The sequence below is a fragment of the Shewanella sp. ECSMB14101 genome (assembly GCF_000773485.1).
Taxonomy (GTDB): domain Bacteria; phylum Pseudomonadota; class Gammaproteobacteria; order Enterobacterales; family Shewanellaceae; genus Shewanella; species Shewanella marisflavi.
Map to the genome: position 1 here is coordinate 68,978 of NZ_JSFF01000022.1, position 21,794 is coordinate 90,771.

The window sequence follows — 21,794 nt, forward strand, 5'->3', positions numbered from 1 at the left end:
GAGTGCAATAACAAATCCAGCCATAAAAAAACCCAGCAATAGCTGGGTTTTTCACTTATTGAATAATACGCTTAGTTTGCGCCGCAAGGTTGAATGACTGAATCATCCTGAACCAAAACAGTGGCGTCACCCTTACCGGCCGTCAACGCAAAGGCGGCGACCTGCTGCTGCATCTCAACCGTCGCAGCCGCGGCGCTACCATCTGTCACACCTGGCACTTCGCTTGGGCTTATCAGCGAGCTATGATGACCTTTGCTAAAGCGCACGGCACCAGCCCCCACTGTTGTGGTATCGATACACTCAAGGCCTAAGTTTGCGATAAGCGGCTCGGTACCTGACACAGGGAACTTTTCAACATAGTTTGGCAAGACTTGATCAGGTAAGTTACTACCGTCACCCACCACTTCAATTAAATGAACCGGTAAGCCTGTCGCTTTTAACCCCGCTGCATGGTTAATTGGATCTGCCCCATCAACTGCCGTCTGCACTGCGAAGGCAAATGTTGGCAAGAACTGAGCATACACAGCCTCTACCAGCGCCATATATTCCGGTGTACCTGGCTCATAACCCGCAACATTAGCTTCATCAACCAACGCCTTGAAGGTATCGCTGGCAGAAACATTCGCAAATAAAAGTGGGCCAAAGGTTTCCGAACCGATGAAAGTCCCCGCGAAGCCGCCCGTTGGGGCAACCAGAGATACGGCATTCAACTTATGCACATAGCTTAAATCGGCGCCATTAGCAGGATGCGTCAAACCTGAGTTAGCATAGGCTGCAAAGTCAGTTCCTACGATAGCCCCCAGGCTAAGTCCTTGAGCGCTGATCTTGGTAATATCGAACATCTGTGGCATCTGGGCTGCTGCAAGACCACCGGCAAGACCGGTCAATGCAGCACGCAGGCCTAAATGATCCACGGTCGCCTGTCTGAAGTTATCACGCACAGACAAGGTGCTTTCAAGGTTTATAAAGACTAACGGATTACCATTCTTAAAGGCTTCAGGGTTACCCACAAAGGCGCCAAATGCAGGATCGGTTGCCGACACCTCGTAGACACCATCACCGTTGGCATCGAAAGAGCGAGCCCCGTGCAGTGGCATATCGATAGCAATCGTCGCAACCCCCATGGCCGCGTAGCTACCGGCATAGGCTAGCGACATCTCTTTACCACCACCTAGACCATGCATGGCCATAGTCGTCGGCCAGCCGGCTGTTGGCGGCGTAAAGGGAAGCCCTTGAGAGGCATAAAACTGGGCTAAACGCTCAGCATTTGGCATAGAGATCAAGACAGGCACAGTCTCACTGCCCGTTGGCGCAGGAATTGGATTGAACTTAGTCAGATGCTTGGCCTTGTCCGCTGGCGTACCATCGTCGAGTAACCAACTCTTACCCGCTAACAATGCTGGATTAGCCAGAGCCGCAGAAGGGTCAATACCGTGAGCGACAGCTTGGGCACCGAAATTTTGTTGACTCAAGGCACCAGATTGCAGAGCTAACAGCACGGCTACCGGGCTATCGCCCAGCGCATGCCAGTTACCATTGATACCGCTACACATGGACGAACTGCAGCTGCCATAGGTCGGCAGTGTCAGCTCGGCAACATAAACATCGGCCAGGCTAGAAACCACATACGCCACGCCGTCCGTAGGCGTTAAGCCTGCGGCTTGGGCAACGGTGATCCCTAAGGGATGCGGCTGAGGCACTGTCATTGACGGTGCAAATGGCGTCCCCTCTTGCAGCATCAGCAGTTTGGTTGTCTCATAGACATCGCTGATCGCCTGCGTCGTAAACAGGCCTGAATAGCTGATGGTTGAGCTATCGACGCCGTGGGCCGCAGCCATGCCCTTTTCATAGCTATTAACTAGGCCTTGCAGCATCAGCTGCTCTGGAGTTTCCAGAGGCTTAGTCTCAATATCCATTTTTAATAGACCATAGGTGGTCGAAGGCGCAATAGGACGCCCGGCCGAGTCTTGGATAAGATCTGTGGTGGCATACACGTAAGACTGTCCAGCCTTAAGCGGCTTAAGTGGCACTATGGCAATAGTATTACCCGAGGCCGTTGCCACAAAGTCGACACCAAATTGTAGCTCGTCACCAATCTTACACGCAGAAACAGACATTGCAGCCTGACATTCGGGATCAGTTGACAGAGGGCCGCCGACAGTGGCTTCGAACATGCGCACAGCACCAGGTTGCGCGACAGATGCAGCGGCAAGAGTCAGCTGAGTTCCATCATGGTCCATCGCAGGTGCGACAGAAATAGAGATCGGAGAGGTGGTCGACCAACCATCGAGCGCGCCTAGGGCCATCTGAGGGTCGGTATAGTCACTGCTACCATCGGCTTTTTCACCCGGCATGGTCAGTGTTCCGTCGGTCGTACCGCTAAAAAGTAGATCGTTGGGTAATGGTACCTTGCTGTTCGCGGGATCGAATACCATATGCGACAGAGGGATCAGTGGCTCGGTCTTATCTTTGAGCTGATCAACACTGTCTTCGCTACAACCAGCCATTCCCAATGCGGATGCAATTGCGACACCCAAAAAGAGTCTTTTCATCTTTTTTCCCCAAATCTTGTTGTAATAATTTTGTTTTCCCCAAAAATTGGTCACAATAGTCTTCCTTGAGTGACCAATGAGACTTTTTCAGTCCCTAACGCTAGCCAAGTTAACGTAAAATTATTGAGTTAGCTACAATTTTGTCACACACAAACAACAGATTAGTGCTAGTTAATTAATCATTTGTTTAAAACATACGTTTCAGGCTCGAATAAATCATAGAAATGGCGGGGAATTCCGCTTACAGGAAAAATCGACTCATGTTGGAATATCAGGCAGCAAAAGATTTACTAAAAGATAAAACGATTCTGGTCACGGGTGCTGGAGATGGTATTGGCCGCGCCGCTGCACTGGCCTATGCAGAACATGGTGCCACAGTGATCTTACTGGGCAAAACAGTCAAGAAGCTCGAAGCCGTCTATGACGAGATAGAACAGGCGGGCTACCCTACCCCGGCTATCGTACCGTTAGATCTCAAAGGTGCTACTGAGCAAAATTACCAAGATATGGCTGAGACGATCGAACAGCAGTTTGGTCACCTAGACGGTCTATTACATAACGCCAGTTTACTGGGCGTCCTTGGCCCCTTCGAACATATCTCAATGGATTCGGTAAACGAGGTGCTTCAGGTCAATCTGGTTGCCGAGATCATGATGACCAAAGCCCTGTTACCAGTCTTGAAAAAGGCCCCTTCGGCATCAATCATCTTTACCTCTAGCAGTGTCGGCCGTCAGGGCCGTGCCTTCTGGGGTGAGTATGCCATCTCTAAATTTGCCACCGAAGGCATGATGCAGTGTATTGCCCATGAATATGAGGGCAGCAACCTACGCGCCAACACCATCAATCCTGGTGCCACCCGTACTAAGATGCGCGCCAATGCCTACCCAGCCGAAAACCCACAAGATTTAAAGACCCCAGAAGAGATAATGGCCACCTATCTCTACCTTATGGGTGATGATGCTACAAGCGTCACAGGCCAGCAGTTCAACGCCCAGTAAGGTTAGAGTCGCTAACCTTGATGGCATAGAGATCTTGGCGTTAACTAACTAAAACACCAGGCACAAAAAAGGGAAGCATCAGCTTCCCTTTTTTAATAATCGCTTTAATAGCCTCTAAGCAATTACTTGTATTTGCGCATAACCAAAGTAGCGTTTGTGCCACCAAAACCGAAGCTGTTGCTCATGATAGTGTTGAGCTCGGCATCACGATATTCAGTGACGATAGGCATACCTGCGGCCTTCTCATCGAGATTATCGATATTGATACTTGGCGCGATGAAGCTATTCTCCATCATGATCAGGCTGTAGATAGCCTCATGCACACCCGCCGCGCCTAACGCGTGGCCAGTCAGAGACTTGGTTGACGCGATAGCTGGCAGATTGTCACCAAAGGTTTCGGCCAAGGCTTCTAGCTCACGCATATCGCCAACAGGTGTAGAAGTACCGTGAGTGTTGATGTAATCGATTGGCGTATCAACATCGGCAAGCGCCATCTTCATACAACGCACCGCACCTTCGCCCGATGGTGCAACCATGTCATAGCCATCTGAAGACGCTCCATAACCAATGACTTCGGCATAGATCTTAGCGCCGCGAGCAAGTGCATGCTCAAGCTCTTCAACAACCACGATACCGCCACCACCAGAGATAACGAAACCATCACGGTCCGCATCATAGGTACGAGAAGCTTTCTCAGGACAATCGTTGTATTTAGTCGACAGGGCGCCCATGGCATCGAAGCCCATAGTCAGGGTCCAATCCACCTCTTCCGCACCACCGGCGAAGACCATGTCTTGCTTACCCATTTGAATCAACTCAACCGCGTGGCCAATACAGTGGGCACTGGTAGCACAAGCAGAACTGATAGAATAATTCATGCCTTTAATTTTGAATGGCGTCGCCAAACAGGCACTGGCTGTGCTCGACATGATACGAGGCACAATATAAGGACCAACGCGCTTAACGCCTTTTTCACGCAGGGTATCGGCAGCTTGCACCTGGTTCTGCGATGAGGCGCCACCAGTACCGGCAATGATACCTACACGGTGATTTGAATACTGTTCTTCAGTGAGTCCTGCGTCAGCTATCGCTTGCTCCATGGCAATGTAAGCATATGCAGCAGCATCACCCATAAAGCGCAGTGCTTTACGGTCGATATGTTCTTTAGGGTCTAACTTAATGTCGCCCCAAACATGGCTACGAAGCTTCATTTCTTCAAACTGATCTGAGTGGGTAATACCACTGCGACCCGCTTTAAGTGACTCGGTGACTTCTTGCTTGTTATTACCGATACTTGACACTATGCCAAGGCCGGTGATCACGACTCTTTTCATTATTAACTATCCATTCCGTACGTTTAGTACCAATTTTGCTGCGCCAATAGTATCGCTTTTACTGCATTTAAGTGGTCAGCTTTCCATAAAGGTAGGTAAAATAATGCCTAATATCCCGTTGAGAGTAAATTCATTGACTACCGAACACCCGGATAACGCACAAATTATTGACGACAAGCGTACATTGAACTCATTTTTAAGCCATTTATCGACAATTACACTGGATGCCCCGCAGCAAGTGATCGGTGTAGTCACCACTAAAGGTGGCCAATGGCTGTCCACTTTATTGTCGCTCTTGTATTTTAAGGTAACGTCTCAGAATAAGCGCTACCAACTGCAGCTATATACCAAAGCTGATGCTCAAACATTAGCTCAGATAGCGGCAAATTCACAACTGCCCGGCGCGACAAACCAACACCTTAAGGATATCGCCTCTGCCCACATATCAGGGTGTCACCGCCTCACGCTTGCTGACGGTAAACTGATTATCGATCTTCATCTGGGCACCGCACTTGAGCAGCTCAAGGCGCAGATCAGCGCCAAAGATCCCGATAAAGCCGTGCATGCCTGGTTGTTGGATACCGATGAGGCGATATGCCAAGCCCCTGAGCCACTCATCTGGCAACTCGCACGCTTAAGCTGCCCATCAGCCCCGCTTTTTACCTTCAGTGAGACGAGGGAAAAAGAGTCCGACTCAGGGATTGGACCACTGTCACAGGCGGCTAACAAGGCTGGATTTCAGCTCTGTGAACTCAATTTAGCAACCAAAGATGACCAGTGTGTGACGATTAAATCTGTCCCCAGCAACCAAGCGCTGGATATTGCTCAGCAGGAACGCCGTGCACTACGTCGTCAGCTAAGCGACAGCCTTCACTATAATCCGCTTCATGCAGGATGCGAAGGCGAAACGGCGATTATCGGGGGCGGTGTTGCCGGAGCCAGTCTTGCCCTGTCGCTCTCGGAACGCGGCAAAAGCCTGACTTTCTTTTGTATGGACGAGGCGCCGGGGCAACAGGCCTCAGGTAACAAACAAGGGGCCATCTATCCACTGCTCACGCCGGAGCATGGCAGCCTGAGCCACTATTTTTTACAAGGCTACCTCTTCAGCCGTCAGCGTATCTTGCAGCTTATCGAGGCGGGGCATGATATCCCCCATGATTTTTGCGGCGTCTTGCAAACCGGCCATGATCAACGTAGCCAGCAAAGGCTTGAAAAAATCATCAGGGCCCAGCCTTGGGCCGAGTCAATCGCACAAGCTGTCGATGCCGAAAAAGCCAAATCACTCGCCGGGATAGCGATCAACCATCAGGGGATCTACTATCCCTTAGGCGGCTGGGTATCCCCTCAGGCCCTGACCCGCGCCGCCTTGGCCCAGGCGGAAAAACTCGGTAAACAAACCTGTCATTATCAATGCAAGGTGACCGACATACGATATGACCAGGGGCATTGGTATCTAAGTACTGAGCATGCAGGAAAGCAGGCCGAATATGGTCCCTTTGCTAACTTAGTGCTGGCTAATGGCCGCCACCTGACCGACTTTTCCCAAACGACCCAGCTACCAATTAGCGGTTTTCGCGGCCAGGTCAGCCACATCCCATCCAGAGGAGAACTGACAGCCCTCAAGACGGTACTCTGCTCTCATGGCTACCTCACTCCGGCCCATGACAAACTGCACTGCACAGGGGCGAGCTATGTCAAAGATCCCGATAATCTGGCCTACAGCCCAACGGAGCAGCTGGAGAATCTGGATAAGATCCGTACTAGCTATAAGGCTAACTGGACTCAAGATGTTGATATCTCAGGCCATAGCGCCCGCGTTGGTGTACGCATGGTCACCCGAGATCACGCTCCCATGATGGGCTGCGCGCCAGACTTTGACGCGATAGCCAGCGCTTATCAGCAGCATCAGCACACCAAAGAAAGCATCAAATATTGGCGCAGTAATCCCGCGCCCGTATATCAAGGCCTGTTTGTGCTCGGAGGACTGGGCTCTCGCGGCTTAACTTCTGGTCCACTGGCAGCAGAAATTTTAGCGGCTCAGCTGTGTGGCGAACTGCTACCCGCCAATATCGATATTCTTACCATGCTCAACCCCAACCGTATGTGGATGAGAAAATTACTAAAAGGTAAGGCGCTTTAGGGCGTTCTGATATGGCTGCGGCTTGAATTGAAGATAGTACTATAGCTAACTTGTCAAAACGCCGACTCATTGAGTCGGCGTTTCTTCTTGGCAAACCGTCTATAAGCTAGCTGTGAACTGCGGTAGATAACTCTTACCTAAGCTAATTCACCTTTGCGTTTTTGCTTTACTATTAAGCTTTGACTTTAACCCGATTATTAGTATCCCGGCTGCTACGGATCAACTCATCACCCGTGACATGCTCGGCCTTCGCCAATCTGTCATAGAGCAGCACATTGACCGATGAGGCCAAATTCATACAGCCAACCGTAGGCACATAGACCACGCTATCGGCTCGATCGATAAGCGCTTGATCTAACGTGCCGTCCTCGGGACCAAACAGGTAGATGGCCTTAGCGGGATGCCGAAATGCCGGTAGCGGCGTGGCCCCCTCAACCAGGTCAACACAAATCACCTGAGTGTCGTCATCGAGCCCGTCAAGCAAAGATTCAACCCCCATAAGAGGAATATGCTGACTCACCCGCTTGGTGTCGGTATTGTACTGCTCGCCTCTGTGGTGCGCCGCTAAAGCGTAACGTTTACCCGTATAGCGCACCTCATCGGCACGATAACAACCGGCGGCGCGCATCACTCCACCCACGTTGGTCGGGCTCTTGGGATTTTGCAGCCCAATGATCACCTGGCTCATGTCAGCTATCTTTAGGCGTTTAGGCCTTGAGAGATCTGCTCGTGCAGCTCAGTCCAGGCATTCACCACTAAGGCGTGATCGGCAGGTTCAAGCTCTGACTTGGCGGTCTCAAGACAAACCTGCATTTTAGCTTCCAGTGCCTGAAGGTCTTGCACAGACTCCTGCTCAAGCTCAGATAAGACTACGGCAACATGGCCTTGTAGATAACCGCTGGCAAAGAGTTGATCATCATCGCCGCCTGCCACCTTGGTCGCGATCCACTCATCTAATGCTTGCTCATACTGCTCTAACATTACTTCTCCAATCGAAATCTGCTTGTATCGGTTAATCAAGTGGCACTCACCAGATCTGGGTTGGCCACCTGATACATCACATAATCGTGGTAGCCGGTCACGACTTTATAATAACCACATAATTCACTGTCTAACTCTGGGTCGCCACTATCCACAATTAAGGGGCGCCCTTCAAGTGCTTTTAGCTTAGTTTTTGTCGCCAGAATGATAATATTTTCTCTGCCGACCTGACGGATCAAGGCTGGCGACAATTGTTGATTGCCACGCCCGAGAATATGACCCTGACCGCCAATCAAGGTGATCACCAGCTTGCATGGACGATTCGCCGTCAGTTCAACTAGCGCCTGAGCACTTAAATCGCTGGCAACCAGCTCGCCATTCTCAACCAGATCCACCCCTAGCAGGGTGTTGTCTAACCCGAGTTCTTCCATCACGGCAGCGACAGTACTGCCAGAGCCCATGATGGCAAGCCCATCTTCTATCTGCTCAACGGCCTCGGCAGCAATATCGGCCAACACCAACTCGTCGACCTCTTTGCCGCCCATCTTAACCGCCTGAATGTAACGCGGCTCGGCAGGTACCTGCATCTCGCCAAATCGGCGCGCCTTAACCACGCCTTGACGAAAGGCGGCCTCATCAATATCCATAACATCGGCGGTCATCAAACTTACCAATGCGCCATCAAGTAACTGTTTGACCACCATGCCCGATGCATGGGGGGTGATTCCATAAACGCCAGAATGAATTTTCACCCCAGCCGGCACGCCAAGCACAGGTTGGGTATCAATAATCACCTCAAACAGATCCCGCGCCGTGCCATCGCCACCAGCAAACAGCAAGAGATCGACTCCCGCGGCCTGCAGCGCTTTAGCTGCAGCTTGGGTATCGCCCGCAGCCGTTGTCTCCCCCACCTGATAAACTACCTGATGAGCAAATCCCATCTGACTAACAAGATCGGCGCCCATGGCGCCAGAGGCCGTCACGACTGTAATCTTATCTTGGTAGGGTAAGATCACCTTCAGTGCCTGTGCCATTCTCAGATGTGCCTTGGGCTCGGCGCCGCGAGCCAGCGCCTCCTGGGCAACACCATCACTCCCCTTTAGCGCCACACTGCCTCCCAAGCCCGCTAGAGGGTTAATGATCACACCGAGGCGAAATGTCTGTTTCATGGCTATATCCTTGTTATTTCTTATTGTTTTTGGCTACTACTAGCTTGTGCTGGGATGAGAAATACAGCGAGCATCGCCAGCACCGCGCACACCGCAGCCACTAACCAGCTCAACCAAGCCTGTGAACCATCTCCCCAGATGAAGCCACACAACCAGGTGCCCAGCGCACCGCCGACACCGAAACTCAAGCTGGCGTATAACGCCTGCCCCTTGCTACGGTGCCTGACATCAAATCTTTGATGCACAAATTGAATCGACGCCGCGTGCACCAGGCCAAAAGTAAAAGCATGAAGCAACTGGCTAACGCCGAGCCACACCATGCTACTGGCACAAAAGGCCATCAGCAACCAGCGAACGGCGGTCAGACCGATAGAGACCACCAGCAAAGCACTAACCCCGTAACGGCCAAGCAGTCTTGGGGCAAACATAAACATCACAATTTCGGCCAGTACCCCAAGGGCGACGTAGATCCCTGCGATCGATTCGCTATAACCGACCTGTTTCAAATAGAGCACGAAGAAACCATAAAATGGCCCAGCGCTCATCTGTAACAGTAAGGCTGACACCAGAAACCAGAAGATCCCGGCATCAATTTTCAGCGGCGGCGCAGTCAGCGTTTTATCGACCCGCACTCGAGTACTGGGCAAAGACAATGAGCAACCAAGTAGGCCCAGGAACAAGCCTAATCCCACAAAGGGCAAAATCTCGGTACCAAAATGGCTAATGGCAAAGCCGACGCTCACCACAAAAACCAGATAACCCAGACTACCGAAACTGCGAATTTTGCCATAGCCACCGGTATTTTCACCTAAGGTTTCTAAGGTGATCACCTCAAGCTGCGCCAATATGGCATTCCAGAAAAAGGTGTAGATGCTGAGGCTGATAGCCAGATAGAGAAAGCCCCCCTGATAGAAGAAGCTTAAAAAGGTCACCGCAGAGCAAGCCGCGCCCATCTTCACCAGTTGACCGCGCATTCCCGTCTTGTCGGCGACCACGGCCCAAATATTAGGCGCTATGATGCGCGTTGCCATTAAAATCGCCAGCAAAAAACCTATCTGCTGCGGCTCAAAGCCCCTATGCTCGAAAAAGACACCGAGATAAGGCACCAAGACACCAAGAATCGCGAAAAAGAAAAAGTAACACGCGCTGATCCAATGAAGTTGTTGCTGTGATTCTGCCTGCGACATGGTGTAAGGCTATTCCTAGAGTGTTTCTCCCCACAGACCTTCTGGGGTTGATGTTGCTACTACGCGAGATCACCGGTCGGTAAGTCTCGAACAAAAGAAGGCACATTAATGTGCCTTCTGACTTTCACTATTACTGTGGACTACTTCATGCCCAATATGGGTGTAATGCTATGCACATCTTGGTTCTGCGCCCTGTGTCTTAACAGGTGATCCATTAGGACTATGGCCAACATCGCCTCGGCAATCGGCACGGCGCGGATCCCCACACAGGGGTCGTGGCGTCCCTTGGTGACTACCTCGGCAGGTTCACCCTGCACTGTCATACTCTCGCCTGGCACGCTGATGCTAGAAGTCGGCTTCATGGCGATATGCGCCACTATCGGCTGCCCAGAGGAGATGCCGCCAAGGATGCCGCCAGCATGATTAGAGGCAAAGCCTTCAGGCGACATCAGATCCCTATGCTCAGAACCTTTTTGATTCACCACGGCAAAGCCATCACCAATCTCTACACCTTTTACTGCATTGATCCCCATCAGAGCATGAGCGATATCGGCATCGAGACGATCAAATACCGGCTCCCCAAGCCCCACAGGCACATTAGTGGCCACCACTGAGACCTTGGCACCAATCGAGTCACCGCTCTTTTTCAGCTCACGCATATACTCATCAAGCTGCTCTAGCTTGCTGGCATCGGGGAAGAAAAAGGCATTTTGTTCGATCTGTTCAAAATCCAGGGTCTCGGCACAAATAGGACCGAGCTGAGACAGATAGCCTCTAATCTCGATACCGTGTACCTGCTTAAGGTACTTCTTTGCCACCGCACCGGCAGCCACTCGCATGGCGGTTTCCCGCGCCGATGAGCGTCCACCACCACGATAATCCCTTAGGCCATATTTTTGCTGATAGGTGTAATCGGCATGTCCCGGACGGAACTGATCTTTAATGTTGGAGTAATCTTGGCTGCGTTGATCGGTATTCTCGATCACTAAACCAATAGAGGTACCAGTGGTTTGCCCTTCAAACACGCCAGAGAGGATTTTAACCTGATCCGGCTCGCGTCTAGCTGTGGTATAGCGCGAGGTGCCTGGACGGCGTCTGTCGAGATCGTGCTGCATATCGGCTTCATCGATCGCCAGACCCGGAGGGCAGCCATCAATAATACAACCTAAGGCTTTACCATGGCTCTCGCCAAAAGTCGTTACCACAAAATTTTGACCGATACTGTTACCCGACATGTGCTTACTTCACCTCTACTTGATTAGTTGACTCCAGCATAACCTAAACTTGCCACTGGCTATATTCTTATACCAATCGTAGTAAATAGCGGATCATTCTAGCTTGTTAAAACGTCCGATTACGGCGTTACTATTTTTGATTGTAGAATAACTACTTATCGAAAAATCCTGCCTTGTTCTGGAACGTTATTCCTGCGCTATTTCTGTTCTCTTACTTACCGTGATTGGTATTAAATCGGCTTAGTCATATGCGACTAAGCCCTTCCCACTATTATTCACTATCTTTGTAGATGGCGAAAAGTGATTCATTTTCAACAAGCTGATCTCGTGTGAGCACAAACACACCGTCACCGCCATGTTCGAAATTCACCCAGGTGAAGGGCACCTCAGGGAACTGCTCGATGAGATGCACCATAGAGTTGCCCACCTCAACGACCAACAAGCCCTCTTGGGTCAGGTAGTCGGCGGCATTAGCAAGAATGCGCTTAGTGAGATCCAGACCATCACGTCCAGAGGCTAACCCCAACTCAGGCTCATGATGATATTCATCAGGCATATCACCAATATCTTCGGCGTCAACATAAGGAGGGTTGGAGACAATCAGATCATACTGAGGAGCTCTAGGGATAGCGGCAAACATATCAGACTCGATAGGGAATACCCTGTCCATCACACCGAGAGATTCGATGTTAATCTGCGCCACTTCCAGCGCATCGCTGCTGATGTCGATAGCATCAACTTCTGCTTCTTCAAACTCATAGGCGCAGGCGATAGCGATACAGGCACTGCCGGTGCAGAGATCTAAGATACGATTCACCGGCTTATTATAGAGCCAAGGGCTAAAGCGGTTGGCAATCATCTCGGCAATGGGTGAACGCGGCACCAGCACTCTGTCATCGACATAAAATTCCAAACCGGCGAAAAAAGCACGATTTGTCAGATATGGCACTGGTAAACGCTCGCGTACACGGCGAATGATGAGCTCAACAATCTTATGCTTTTCGCTGCTGGTCAGATTACTGTGGATCACCTGCTGGCCAATCTCCTCTGGCAGGTGCAAAGCATGGAACACTAGGGCTATCGCCTCATCCCAGGCATTATCGGTACCGTGACCATAATAGATATTAGCATCGTTAAAACGGCTAACCGCCCAACGCAACATATCGCCGATTGTACGTAATTCCGTCACGGCTTCATCAACAAAAATCTTATCCAAAACTTGCTCCCGCTAGATAGTTCCGACTCATTGTAACTGAACTCTATTCATATGGCATCGGATTCAATAAAATAGCCCCATGAATAGAGAAAAAGATGATGAGTTGGCGCTTTTTTCGGCGCTAACTCAAGGAATAAAACCGCTTAAACAAGATAAGCGGCATTTTGCTGCGCCGCAAAAGCCCAAGCGAGAGCTGGAGTTCGCCACCACTCAGCTGCATGCCGACAGCTACTTCTCCGATACCTATCAGCCCCTGCTCCCCTTAGAAGGCGCGATGCGCTGGTCAAGAGAAGATGTCGACAGCCATGAGCTTAAGCGGCTCAGACGCGGTGACTATCAGCCCGATCTGTTACTGGATCTGCACGGCATGCGTCAAACTGAAGCCAAGCTAGAACTTGCGGCCTTGATTCAAGCCTGCGTCAAACAGCACAGCCAATGTTGCTGCGTGATGCATGGTCATGGCACCGGCATATTAAAACAGAACATTCCAATGTGGCTGGCGCAACACCCTCAAGTTAAAGCCTTCCATAAAGCGCCAAAAGAATGGGGTGGCGATGCCGCCTTGTTGGTCTTGGTCGAGGTCAGCGAGTTTCCCTCTTGGGAGTAATTAACCCTCTTTCATTAGGACAGCAAAAAGGACGCCGAGGCGTCCTTTTTGTATTTATATAGCTATCTGGCTAGCTCACCGTATGGGGGGTATGCTGCCAGCTTAGCGAACCTCGCTCGCCATGTCTGTCGATTAAGGTCACCCCAGAGGTCGCAAACAAAGGCGGCTCAATGCCCGGCACCAACTCGCTAACCATATAGCCCAACAGCGGCATGTGGGCAATCACTAACACATTGTCAGCCTTGTATTGTTCGGCATAAGCCAAGGTCAGATCGGCTGCCATGGTCGGCTCGGCCGAAGGCGTTAATTCATCCAGCACCAACCACTTTCGGGGCTCGGGGAAGTGCTTACTCACTTCCTGCCATGTTTGCTGCGCACGCAGATAGGGACTCACCAGCACGAGATCGAACTCGGTTACATCACGGACCAGCCAGTTACTCATCAATTCGGTTTGATAGCGGCCGATCTCAGTCAGCACACGCTCTCTATCTGAGTGTGCGTGATAACCCGCCTCGCCATGTCGCATCAAATATAGCTTCATACTACTCTCGCTATGATTATTCTTGTTCTACTATGAATTGTAGCGTTAAAGTGCTGCGCAACAAACCTTAAGTCTGTTATTAATTAGTCGAATAACGGATAAGATATTTGCCAAAGTCATTTTTGAAGCCCAATATGTAGGCTACTGCTTTAACGACCTAAACCCCGATGAATATCATACATTTGTCCAGCAAAAGGATGGAGTCAGCCATTGCCCACTTCGACGCCAATCACTAAGAGCCCCAACGATCATCGCCAGTACCAATATGTGCAACTAGCTAACGGGCTGCGGGTACTTTTAGTGGAAGACTTGCAGGCACAACAAGCCGCCGCATCGATGGCGGTCAACGTCGGCCATTTCGATGATCCGGCTTCACGTCCTGGCATGGCGCACTTTCTTGAGCATATGTTGTTTTTAGGCACAGAAAAATACCCTAACTCAGGTGAGTATCACGCCTTTATTAATCAACATGGCGGCAGCAACAATGCCTGGACGGGTACTGAGCAAACCAACTTTTTCTTCTCTATCGATGCCGAGGTGTTTGAAGAGTCACTGGATCGTTTTAGCCAATTTTTTATCGCCCCCTGCTTTGACCTAGAGCTGGTCGACAGAGAACGCCATGCCATTGAATCTGAATTTAGCCTCAAGCTGAAAGACGATATTCGCCGTACCTATCAGGTTCAAAAGGAGACAGTTAATCCGGCTCATCCTTTCTCAAAGTTTTCGGTTGGCAATCTCAAAACCTTGGCGGGCAGTGAAGCGACACTACGCCAGGAATTACTGGATTTCTATCAATCCCATTACAGCGCTAACCTGATGACCCTCTGTCTGGTAGCGCCGCTATCACTTGATGAATTGAACCAACTGGCCGACACCTATTTTGCACCGATAAAGAATCGTCACTTGATTAAGCAGTATCCTGACGTGGCGATTTATGAGCCGGCGCAGCTACAGCAGCAGATCAATATAGTTCCGCTCAAAGAGCAAAGGCGCGTAGCCATTACCTTTCCCCTTCCCGCCATCGACCGCTTTTATCAGCGAAAGCCGCTGACCTTTATCAGCCACCTATTGGGCTATGAAGGTAAAGGAAGCTTACTGAGTCACCTGAAAGAACAGGGACTGGCCATCAATCTCTCGGCCGGCGGCGGCGTCAACGGCTACAACTTTAAAGACTATAACATCAGCATTCAGCTCACCGAAAAAGGGCTGCAACAGCTCGATGATGTGATACAGGCAAGCTTTGAATATCTGAAATTAATTAAAACCCAAGGCATGGAGGCGTGGCGTTATCAGGAGAGAGCTAATTTACTTAAGCTCGCCTTTAAATATCAGGAGCAGATAAAACCTCTTGATCTGGCCAGTCACCTCAGCATCAATATGCATCACTATCAGGTGGCCGATCTAATCTACGGCGACTACCGCATGGATGGATTAGATGTGAGCCAGGTGAAAGAGCTGCTGGATTTAATGAGTCCTGACAACCTACGTATACAGCTCATCTCGCCAGATCTGGACACAGAGAAACAGGCGGCCTGGTATCACTCCCCCTATCAGATGAAGCCGATCGCCAGCGAAAGGTTAGTATCCTGGCGTGACCCAGAGATCAGAGAATCCCTCAAGTTACCAGAGGCGAATCCCTTCATTATCGAAGACTCGATTGCCAGAGAAGACAAGAGCGATCACCCAGTACCAGTTATCGTCTGTCAGGAAGCGGGTTACCGCATCTGGCACAGAAAAGATGATGAGTTTAATGTGCCTAAGGGGCATATGTATCTGTCGTTAGACTCCCACCAAGCTGCCGCCACGCCAAAGCATGCCGCCCTAACCCGGCTGTATGTTGAAATGCTGCTCGACTACCTTACCGAGTTTACCTATCCCGCCGAGGTCGCAGGGCTGAGTTACAACATCTACCCTCACCAAGGGGGCATCACACTGCATCTTACCGGCTTAACGGGCAAACAGGAGGCTCTGTTATCTCTACTCATCAACAAGGCCAGAGAGCGTAACTTTACCCAAGAAAGATTTAAGCAGATCAAGAAACAGATCTTACGCAACTGGATTAACCAAAGCCGTGCCAAACCCATCTCGCAGCTCTTTACCAGCTTGACTGTTACCCTGCAAAAACGCAGTTATGAACCGCAGCGTATGGCCGAAGAGCTTGAAGATATCACCTTAGATGATCTGCATAATCATGTGCGCGCATTTTACGAGAAGATTCATCTCGAAGGACTCGTCTACGGTGATTGGCTTACCGAAGAGGCCCAGGCACTAGGTAAACGACTGGACCATGTACTCTCGTTAGTATCGACCCCTAGCGGCGAATCAGAACGCGAGTTGATCAAACTCGAGAATGTCGGCACCTTGATGCGCGAAGTGAGTGTTAACCATCAAGACAGCAGTATCATAGTGTATTACCAATCTTCACAGACAACGCCATTAAAAATGGCTCTGTTTAGTCTATTAAATCACACCATGTCGTCGACCTTCTTCCATGAGCTGAGAACCAAACGCCAATTAGGCTACATGGTGGGCACAGGTTACCTGCCACTAAATCGTTATCCGGGCATGATCTTCTATATACAATCGCCCACCGCAGGCCCTCTTAAGTTACTCGAGGCGATAGATGAGTTCATTGCCGACTTTAATTACGCCGTAATGCAAATAACCAACGATCAGTGGGAGCTCACTAAACAGGGCCTTATCAATCAGATAATGGAGCATGACTCCAATCTAAAGACCCGAGGTCAAAGGTACTGGTCGAGCATAGGTAATAAAGATTATGAATTTAATCAAAGAGAATTGGTTGCTGAGCAGATTGCTGAGCTGACCCGCTCCGATCTGATCAAATTTATGATGCAGAAGATGCGAACCAAACATGGTGACCGCTTGATCCTGTTTACAACAGGCGACCAACACAGGAATCAAGAACAGTTAACGTCTGACAATATGATCACCGATCTAAGAAGCTTTAAGCAACGCGCGGCAAAGTTTAACTACTAACTCTCTTCTGAGGCCCGAGGAAGGGCCTTTTGCCTGACATTGACAGAAATAACTTATCAACGAGATACCGAGCAAACCACTAACCCAGACCGCTTTAGAAACAACTAAGATGGCAAACAACCAATTGAGCAGCATAAAACACTAAGTGGCAATGAAAATGAGAGTAATTTACAAACAAGAAAATTCAGTGTTCTTTTGACAAATCCCCCTGTTTCTGAATAAAGTAGGTTAAATAACTGTTGCCTATGCATTAATGGCTAATAATCAGACTAATAATTATGCCTACATTCTTATCTCGATTTCTACTTTCACTGCTAATGGCCCTGACCGTCTCCGGCTATGTTTTTGCCGTTGGAGAGAACACGTCAATACTGTTAAAAAGTAAGGCATATAGTATCCCTGACGGCTTATCTCAAATTGACGTTACTTCCGTTGAGGAAGGAAAAAGTGGTCATATTTGGATAGGTACAGTCAATGGGCTAAACCGATTTGACGGAAAAAACTTCAAACATTATTTTTCTGATGAAACCTCTGGGTTACCGAGTTCCTTTATTCGCAGCTTAATTCAAACTGAAAACCATTTGTTAATAGGAACAGACAGAGGTTTAGTCCTTTATGATCAAGTAAAAGATTCTTTTAAAAAAATCCCATCCTTAAATGAAGTTGGAGAAAAGGCTGTCTGGTCAATTAGTAAAATTGATAATAATTACGCAATAGCTACTAATGAAAATATTTTAATTATAGACAATAAACTTAATATCATAAATACGTTCACGGGAAAGTTTAATGGCATAAAGAAAACTTTAAAATTCAACAATGAACATTACATAAGAGAGTATGATGGGAAAATACTAAACATAAACAAAGGTGAATTAATTGCCACGCAATCTAATGACTTTTCCATTACCAATAAAAAGTTTTTCGTATACACAGATCAAGGCACATTTATAAAAACTGAAAACTCTCTATCTAAAGTCAATGATGAAGTTATCAAGCTCGCCATTAGTAAAAATTCAAAAAGCACCACATTAAATAACAATAGCGAAATATATGCAGGTGAAAAAAAATTAGGAAAAATAGAGGCAACCAATATCAATGCTATTTACCATGGGAAAGATAATATTTATGTGGCAATTAAAAACTCAGGTTTTGAGGTAATCCCAAAACACTTAAATACTATAGCTCAAGTCGATTTAGAAAAAAACTTAGGAAATGTATGGTCTATATTCAAAGATACTAAAGATAGAGTTGCATTAAGCACGGACTCACCAATTATTTATATTTATGATTCAGAATTTGAAAATAAATTAGAAGTAAACAGCAATATTGAAGGGCCAAAATCAGTAGTAATTAAAGATGAGTCCTTATACATAGGAAGTGAACATGGTATTTTCAGCATAAGCTTAAATACAGGGAAGCCTATAAAAATAAATGAAGAAAGCGTATTCATAATAAAATTCAACGCTAGCAAAGATAAAATCCTAGCAGGTACAGCATCAGGAAGCCTAATAACAATAGATTTAGAAACGCTGTCGTACCAAGAAACTCCTATAGACAAAGGAAATCCTGTATTTGACATTCTTATAGATGAGAATGAAACTTACATCGCCACCCAAGGTGGATTACATAAAGTTACGAACGGCATAGTAACCAATCTTTACAAAAATAATTTTGTAGTTAGTTTGAGCAACTCTAAAGATGAAATATTTTTTGGAACTAGCAACTCAGTAAAAAGTTACAACAAAAGTAAAGGTGCTATAGAAACGATTTATAATAATAAGAAACCTGTTTTCTCATTAAACATCATTGATAATTTATTGTTCGCTGCCTCAATCAAGGAAGTGGCTGTAATAGACATAGTTAATAAAAAAAGATTTATTTTAACAGAAAAATACGGCAGCCAAGATGAGTACAATGCTCAGTCGGCACTATCAGATAATTATAACTTATACTTAGGGGGGATGGCTGGATTAAGCAAAATATCCATAAAAGAACTAAAAACGCTAATAAAATCAATTCCAGCACCTGCTGCAAACCTAGACAAGCTATTAATATTTAACTTACCAGAAAACATTAACGGAAAAGTCTTAAGTAAACCTCTATCATTAACAGAAAAAATAAAGCTAAAATACTCAGACTACCCATTCAGCATTACTTTTAATAGCCCTGATACACCGTTTAATGATGTAGACTATAAATACCAGATGAGCGGACTTTCCAATTCATGGATCGAATCACAAGGAACTAACTCAGCGACTTATACTAATCTATCTCCGGGTGAATACACTTTCAACGTGTATGCCATCGAGCCTTTAACAAAAAGAGCTGGCGATATTAGAAGTCTGTTAGTCGAAATAACACCTCCTTGGTGGCTGTCAATTCAAGCTAAGCTTGTCTATCTACTGATTACACTACTGATCACAGGCGCGATTGTTAAAGCAGCGCTGAGAAGACGAGAGGTACAGCGACAAATCGCCAAATCAGAAGAGCGGTTAAAGCTATCTCTGTGGGGTAGCGGCGACGAAATGTGGGACTGGGATATCGAAACAGGTCAAATTTATCGCTCTAATATCTGGGGCTCTCTCGAATTTCCGCGAGATGGTCAACGCTCCGGTGAAGCAGGTGAAGAAAGTAACATCCATCCCATGGACCAAGAGCGAGTCAATACCGCGCTCAACAAACATTTCTATGGCGAAACTGATCACTTTGAAGCCGCCTATCGCGTCAAAGGCAAAGATGACCAATGGATCTGGATATTGGATAGGGCAAAAATCGTTGAGCGTGATGAAAATGATAAAGCCCTGCGTATGACAGGTACCATCAAAAACATTAGTAATTTCAAACAGGCAGAAGAGCAACTAAGGCTGTTTGAGCGCGCCATCGAAAATATTTCAGAAGGCATGTTCATCTTAGACAATAAATTTAAGTTTGTTGAGGTCAACGAAGCCTGTTGTGATCTCTGTGAAAAAGGCCGCAATGACTTTATCGGCGAACTCTTTCAGTTTGACCTATATCCCGAGAGCTACTCAGAACAAATTCGACATATTCTGCAACAGCAAGGTAGCTGGAGTAACGAGGTTGAATCCTCCAGGGGGGATGGAAGCAGCTTCCTAATGGAACTAACGGTCGACGCTATCTACGACGAACAGGGAGTACTCTCTCATTATGTAGGCGTGTTCTCCGATATCTCTCGTCGTAAACAGCAAGAAGAAGAGCTAAGAAAGCTCACCAACAATGACCTGCTGACCAGTTTACCTAACCGTTCAAGCTTAATGGTGACCCTAGGGAACTTAGTTAAAAAAGATACCCACCACACCCTAATGGTCTTGGACTTAGATAACTTCAAGAAGATTAACGACTCCTTAGGCCATCAGGTCGGTGATGAACTCCTAATTAAAGTAGCAAGGCGCATCGAGTCAACAGTCCCCTACCACACCAGCATCTATCGTCTGGGCGGCGATGAGTTTGCCATACTCGTCGACAATAACCCAGATATTGGTTCCAGCGCTGTCATAGCCAATCATGTGGTTGACGCCTTTTCCAGCCCATTTGAACTGACAAAAGATAGAGTCGTCGTCGGTGTGAGTATAGGTATCGTTCTTTACCCAGAAGACGATCAGAATGAACAGGCCTTGCTGCGTAAAGCTGACATCGCCATGTATCATGCAAAATCGGCTGGCGGCAATCGCTACCAGTTCTATTCAGAATCTCTGAACCGCAATGCAATACGTCAACTTGAAGTAGAGAACCTGATCCGTGAAGGTTTAAGAGACGATCTCTTCGAAGTCTACTACCAACCTAAGATTGACCTTAGAAGTAGCAAGATGGCTGGTATGGAAGCTCTCGTCAGACTAAATCACCCCAAGCATGGCCTGATCTCCCCTGGCGAATTTATTCCTCTGGCTGAGGAAAACGGGCTTATCGTCGAAATCGGCGAAGTAGTATTACGTAAAGCCTGCTTTGCTGCGCAAAATTGGCGCCGTCAAAAGTTGTTCAACGGCCGGGTTGCTGTCAATTTATCATCACAACAATTCGCACTTCCGGACCTACAACAGCGAATAGAGTCAATTTTACGTCTAACTCAGCTCCCAGCTGCCAACCTTGAGCTGGAAATTACCGAAGGAACCGTCATAAAACAGCCAGAAAAGGCGATAAAAGTTATGATGCAACTCTCTAAAATGGGCGTCAGCCTAGCGTTAGACGATTTCGGCACCGGATATTCATCACTGTCATATTTAAAGCGCTTCCCTATCGACACCCTTAAAATCGATAAGGCCTTTGTTGACGACATAGATAAATCTGACAGAGATCTGAAAATGGTCGACTCTATCATTACCATAGCCCACAACATGGGACTCTCTGTTGTCGGTGAAGGGGTCGAAGAAGCATCTCAACTAAATATACTCAAAGCTTTAAAGTGTGAAGAAATTCAGGGCTTTATCTATAGCAAGGCTGTCGATGAAACCTGCTTTACTGAGCTGCTAAAGCAAGAAGTTTTTAGCTATAGCCCGGTATCCAGCCACAAAAATGCCTAATGTTTAAATTGCAAAAATTTAGCCAATCACAGATGAAATTTAACTAAAAAAGGAGAACATTTAAAAATTGGCATAACATCTGCAACATATCTCTCAGAAACCAACAGTGAACAAATATTTGACACTGAACTTCAACAACACTGAGAGATTAAGACAATGATTAACGGACTAGTTACTGCCATCGCTTTTACCCTTACATGTTCTGCTGTGAATAGCATCGATAATGAGTTCGCAAGTATACCCAATATCAAATTCGCCGAATCTCAAGTAGCTAGCATCCCGAACATCAAGTTCACTGA

14 protein-coding genes are annotated in these 21,794 nt (G+C 47.8%); 5 read left to right on the top strand and 9 right to left on the bottom strand.

What is annotated here, in order from left to right; genetic code table 11:
• Positions 1-71: 71 nt before the first annotated feature.
• Positions 72-2,552, bottom strand: a complete 2,481-nt coding sequence (locus NY07_RS15290; RefSeq protein WP_033540241.1) for a VolA/Pla-1 family phospholipase — start codon at positions 2,550-2,552, stop codon at positions 72-74.
• A 260-nt stretch (positions 2,553-2,812) separates the two neighbouring features.
• Between NY07_RS15290 and NY07_RS15295 the strand changes: the two genes are divergently transcribed.
• The gene (locus tag NY07_RS15295) at positions 2,813-3,550 is read left to right on the top strand and encodes a YciK family oxidoreductase (RefSeq protein ID WP_033540225.1); all 738 of its coding nucleotides are present in this window, start codon (positions 2,813-2,815) and stop codon (positions 3,548-3,550) included.
• Positions 3,551-3,672: 122 nt separating this feature from the next.
• On the opposite strand, the gene fabB is transcribed toward NY07_RS15295, so the two are convergent.
• On the bottom strand, positions 3,673-4,884 hold the full coding sequence (gene fabB, locus NY07_RS15300) for a beta-ketoacyl-ACP synthase I (RefSeq protein WP_033540226.1): 1,212 nt from the start codon (positions 4,882-4,884) through the stop codon (positions 3,673-3,675).
• Between the two features lie 133 nt (positions 4,885-5,017).
• Between fabB and mnmC the strand changes: the two genes are divergently transcribed.
• On the top strand, positions 5,018-7,024 hold the full coding sequence (gene mnmC, locus NY07_RS15305; RefSeq protein WP_052125782.1) for an FAD-dependent 5-carboxymethylaminomethyl-2-thiouridine(34) oxidoreductase MnmC: 2,007 nt from the start codon (positions 5,018-5,020) through the stop codon (positions 7,022-7,024).
• Between the two features lie 172 nt (positions 7,025-7,196).
• Here mnmC and NY07_RS15310 read toward each other — a convergent pair whose 3' ends face one another.
• From NY07_RS15310 to prmB, 6 genes are all read right to left on the bottom strand, one after another.
• Entirely contained in the window at positions 7,197-7,712 is a 516-nt protein-coding gene (locus tag NY07_RS15310) for an RNA methyltransferase (protein ID WP_033540228.1), read from the bottom strand.
• Between the two features lie 11 nt (positions 7,713-7,723).
• Positions 7,724-8,005, bottom strand: a complete 282-nt coding sequence (locus NY07_RS15315; RefSeq protein ID WP_033540229.1) for a YfcL family protein — start codon at positions 8,003-8,005, stop codon at positions 7,724-7,726.
• Between the two features lie 35 nt (positions 8,006-8,040).
• The gene (locus NY07_RS15320; RefSeq protein ID WP_033540230.1) at positions 8,041-9,174 is read right to left on the bottom strand and encodes an ATP-NAD kinase family protein; all 1,134 of its coding nucleotides are present in this window, start codon (positions 9,172-9,174) and stop codon (positions 8,041-8,043) included.
• A gap of 20 nt (positions 9,175-9,194) precedes the next feature.
• Positions 9,195-10,361 (bottom strand): MFS transporter, encoded by a 1,167-nt coding sequence (locus NY07_RS15325; RefSeq protein WP_033540231.1) that lies wholly within the window; start codon positions 10,359-10,361, stop codon positions 9,195-9,197.
• 140 nt (positions 10,362-10,501) lie between these two features.
• Positions 10,502-11,596, bottom strand: a complete 1,095-nt coding sequence (gene aroC / locus NY07_RS15330) for a chorismate synthase (protein WP_033540232.1) — start codon at positions 11,594-11,596, stop codon at positions 10,502-10,504.
• A 271-nt stretch (positions 11,597-11,867) separates the two neighbouring features.
• Positions 11,868-12,812 carry a 50S ribosomal protein L3 N(5)-glutamine methyltransferase gene (gene prmB, locus NY07_RS15335; RefSeq protein ID WP_033540233.1) on the bottom strand — a complete coding sequence of 315 codons (945 nt, stop codon included), beginning with the start codon at positions 12,810-12,812 and terminating at the stop codon, positions 11,868-11,870.
• A 79-nt stretch (positions 12,813-12,891) separates the two neighbouring features.
• On the opposite strand from prmB, the gene smrB reads away from it, so the two are divergent.
• On the top strand, positions 12,892-13,419 hold the full coding sequence (smrB, locus tag NY07_RS15340) for an endonuclease SmrB (RefSeq protein ID WP_033540234.1): 528 nt from the start codon (positions 12,892-12,894) through the stop codon (positions 13,417-13,419).
• Positions 13,420-13,489: 70 nt separating this feature from the next.
• Here smrB and sixA read toward each other — a convergent pair whose 3' ends face one another.
• On the bottom strand, positions 13,490-13,960 hold the full coding sequence (gene sixA / locus NY07_RS15345) for a phosphohistidine phosphatase SixA (protein WP_033540235.1): 471 nt from the start codon (positions 13,958-13,960) through the stop codon (positions 13,490-13,492).
• A 210-nt stretch (positions 13,961-14,170) separates the two neighbouring features.
• On the opposite strand from sixA, the gene NY07_RS15350 reads away from it, so the two are divergent.
• Together NY07_RS15350 and NY07_RS15355 are read left to right on the top strand one after the other, a co-directional pair.
• Positions 14,171-16,960 (top strand): insulinase family protein, encoded by a 2,790-nt coding sequence (locus NY07_RS15350; protein WP_033540236.1) that lies wholly within the window; start codon positions 14,171-14,173, stop codon positions 16,958-16,960.
• Positions 16,961-17,277: 317 nt separating this feature from the next.
• Positions 17,278-21,495, top strand: coding sequence for an EAL domain-containing protein (locus NY07_RS15355; protein ID WP_235363945.1), 4,218 nt, complete (start codon positions 17,278-17,280; stop codon positions 21,493-21,495).
• The last annotated feature ends 299 nt before the right edge of the window (positions 21,496-21,794 follow it).

Bases quoted from the DNA above. Each gene is read 5' to 3' on its own strand.
- aroC (WP_033540232.1), bottom strand. From the start codon at position 11,596: ATGTCGGGTAACAGTATCGGTCAAAATTTTGTGGTAACGACTTTTGGC.
- NY07_RS15295 (WP_033540225.1), top strand. From the start codon at position 2,813: ATGTTGGAATATCAGGCAGCAAAAGATTTACTAAAAGATAAAACGATT.
- NY07_RS15310 (WP_033540228.1), bottom strand. From the start codon at position 7,712: ATGAGCCAGGTGATCATTGGGCTGCAAAATCCCAAGAGCCCGACCAAC.
- NY07_RS15315 (WP_033540229.1), bottom strand. From the start codon at position 8,005: ATGTTAGAGCAGTATGAGCAAGCATTAGATGAGTGGATCGCGACCAAG.
- NY07_RS15290 (WP_033540241.1), bottom strand. From the start codon at position 2,552: ATGAAAAGACTCTTTTTGGGTGTCGCAATTGCATCCGCATTGGGAATG.
- fabB (WP_033540226.1), bottom strand. From the start codon at position 4,884: ATGAAAAGAGTCGTGATCACCGGCCTTGGCATAGTGTCAAGTATCGGT.
- sixA (WP_033540235.1), bottom strand. From the start codon at position 13,960: ATGAAGCTATATTTGATGCGACATGGCGAGGCGGGTTATCACGCACAC.
- NY07_RS15325 (WP_033540231.1), bottom strand. From the start codon at position 10,361: ATGTCGCAGGCAGAATCACAGCAACAACTTCATTGGATCAGCGCGTGT.
- smrB (WP_033540234.1), top strand. From the start codon at position 12,892: ATGAATAGAGAAAAAGATGATGAGTTGGCGCTTTTTTCGGCGCTAACT.
- NY07_RS15320 (WP_033540230.1), bottom strand. From the start codon at position 9,174: ATGAAACAGACATTTCGCCTCGGTGTGATCATTAACCCTCTAGCGGGC.
- NY07_RS15355 (WP_235363945.1), top strand. From the start codon at position 17,278: ATGGCCCTGACCGTCTCCGGCTATGTTTTTGCCGTTGGAGAGAACACG.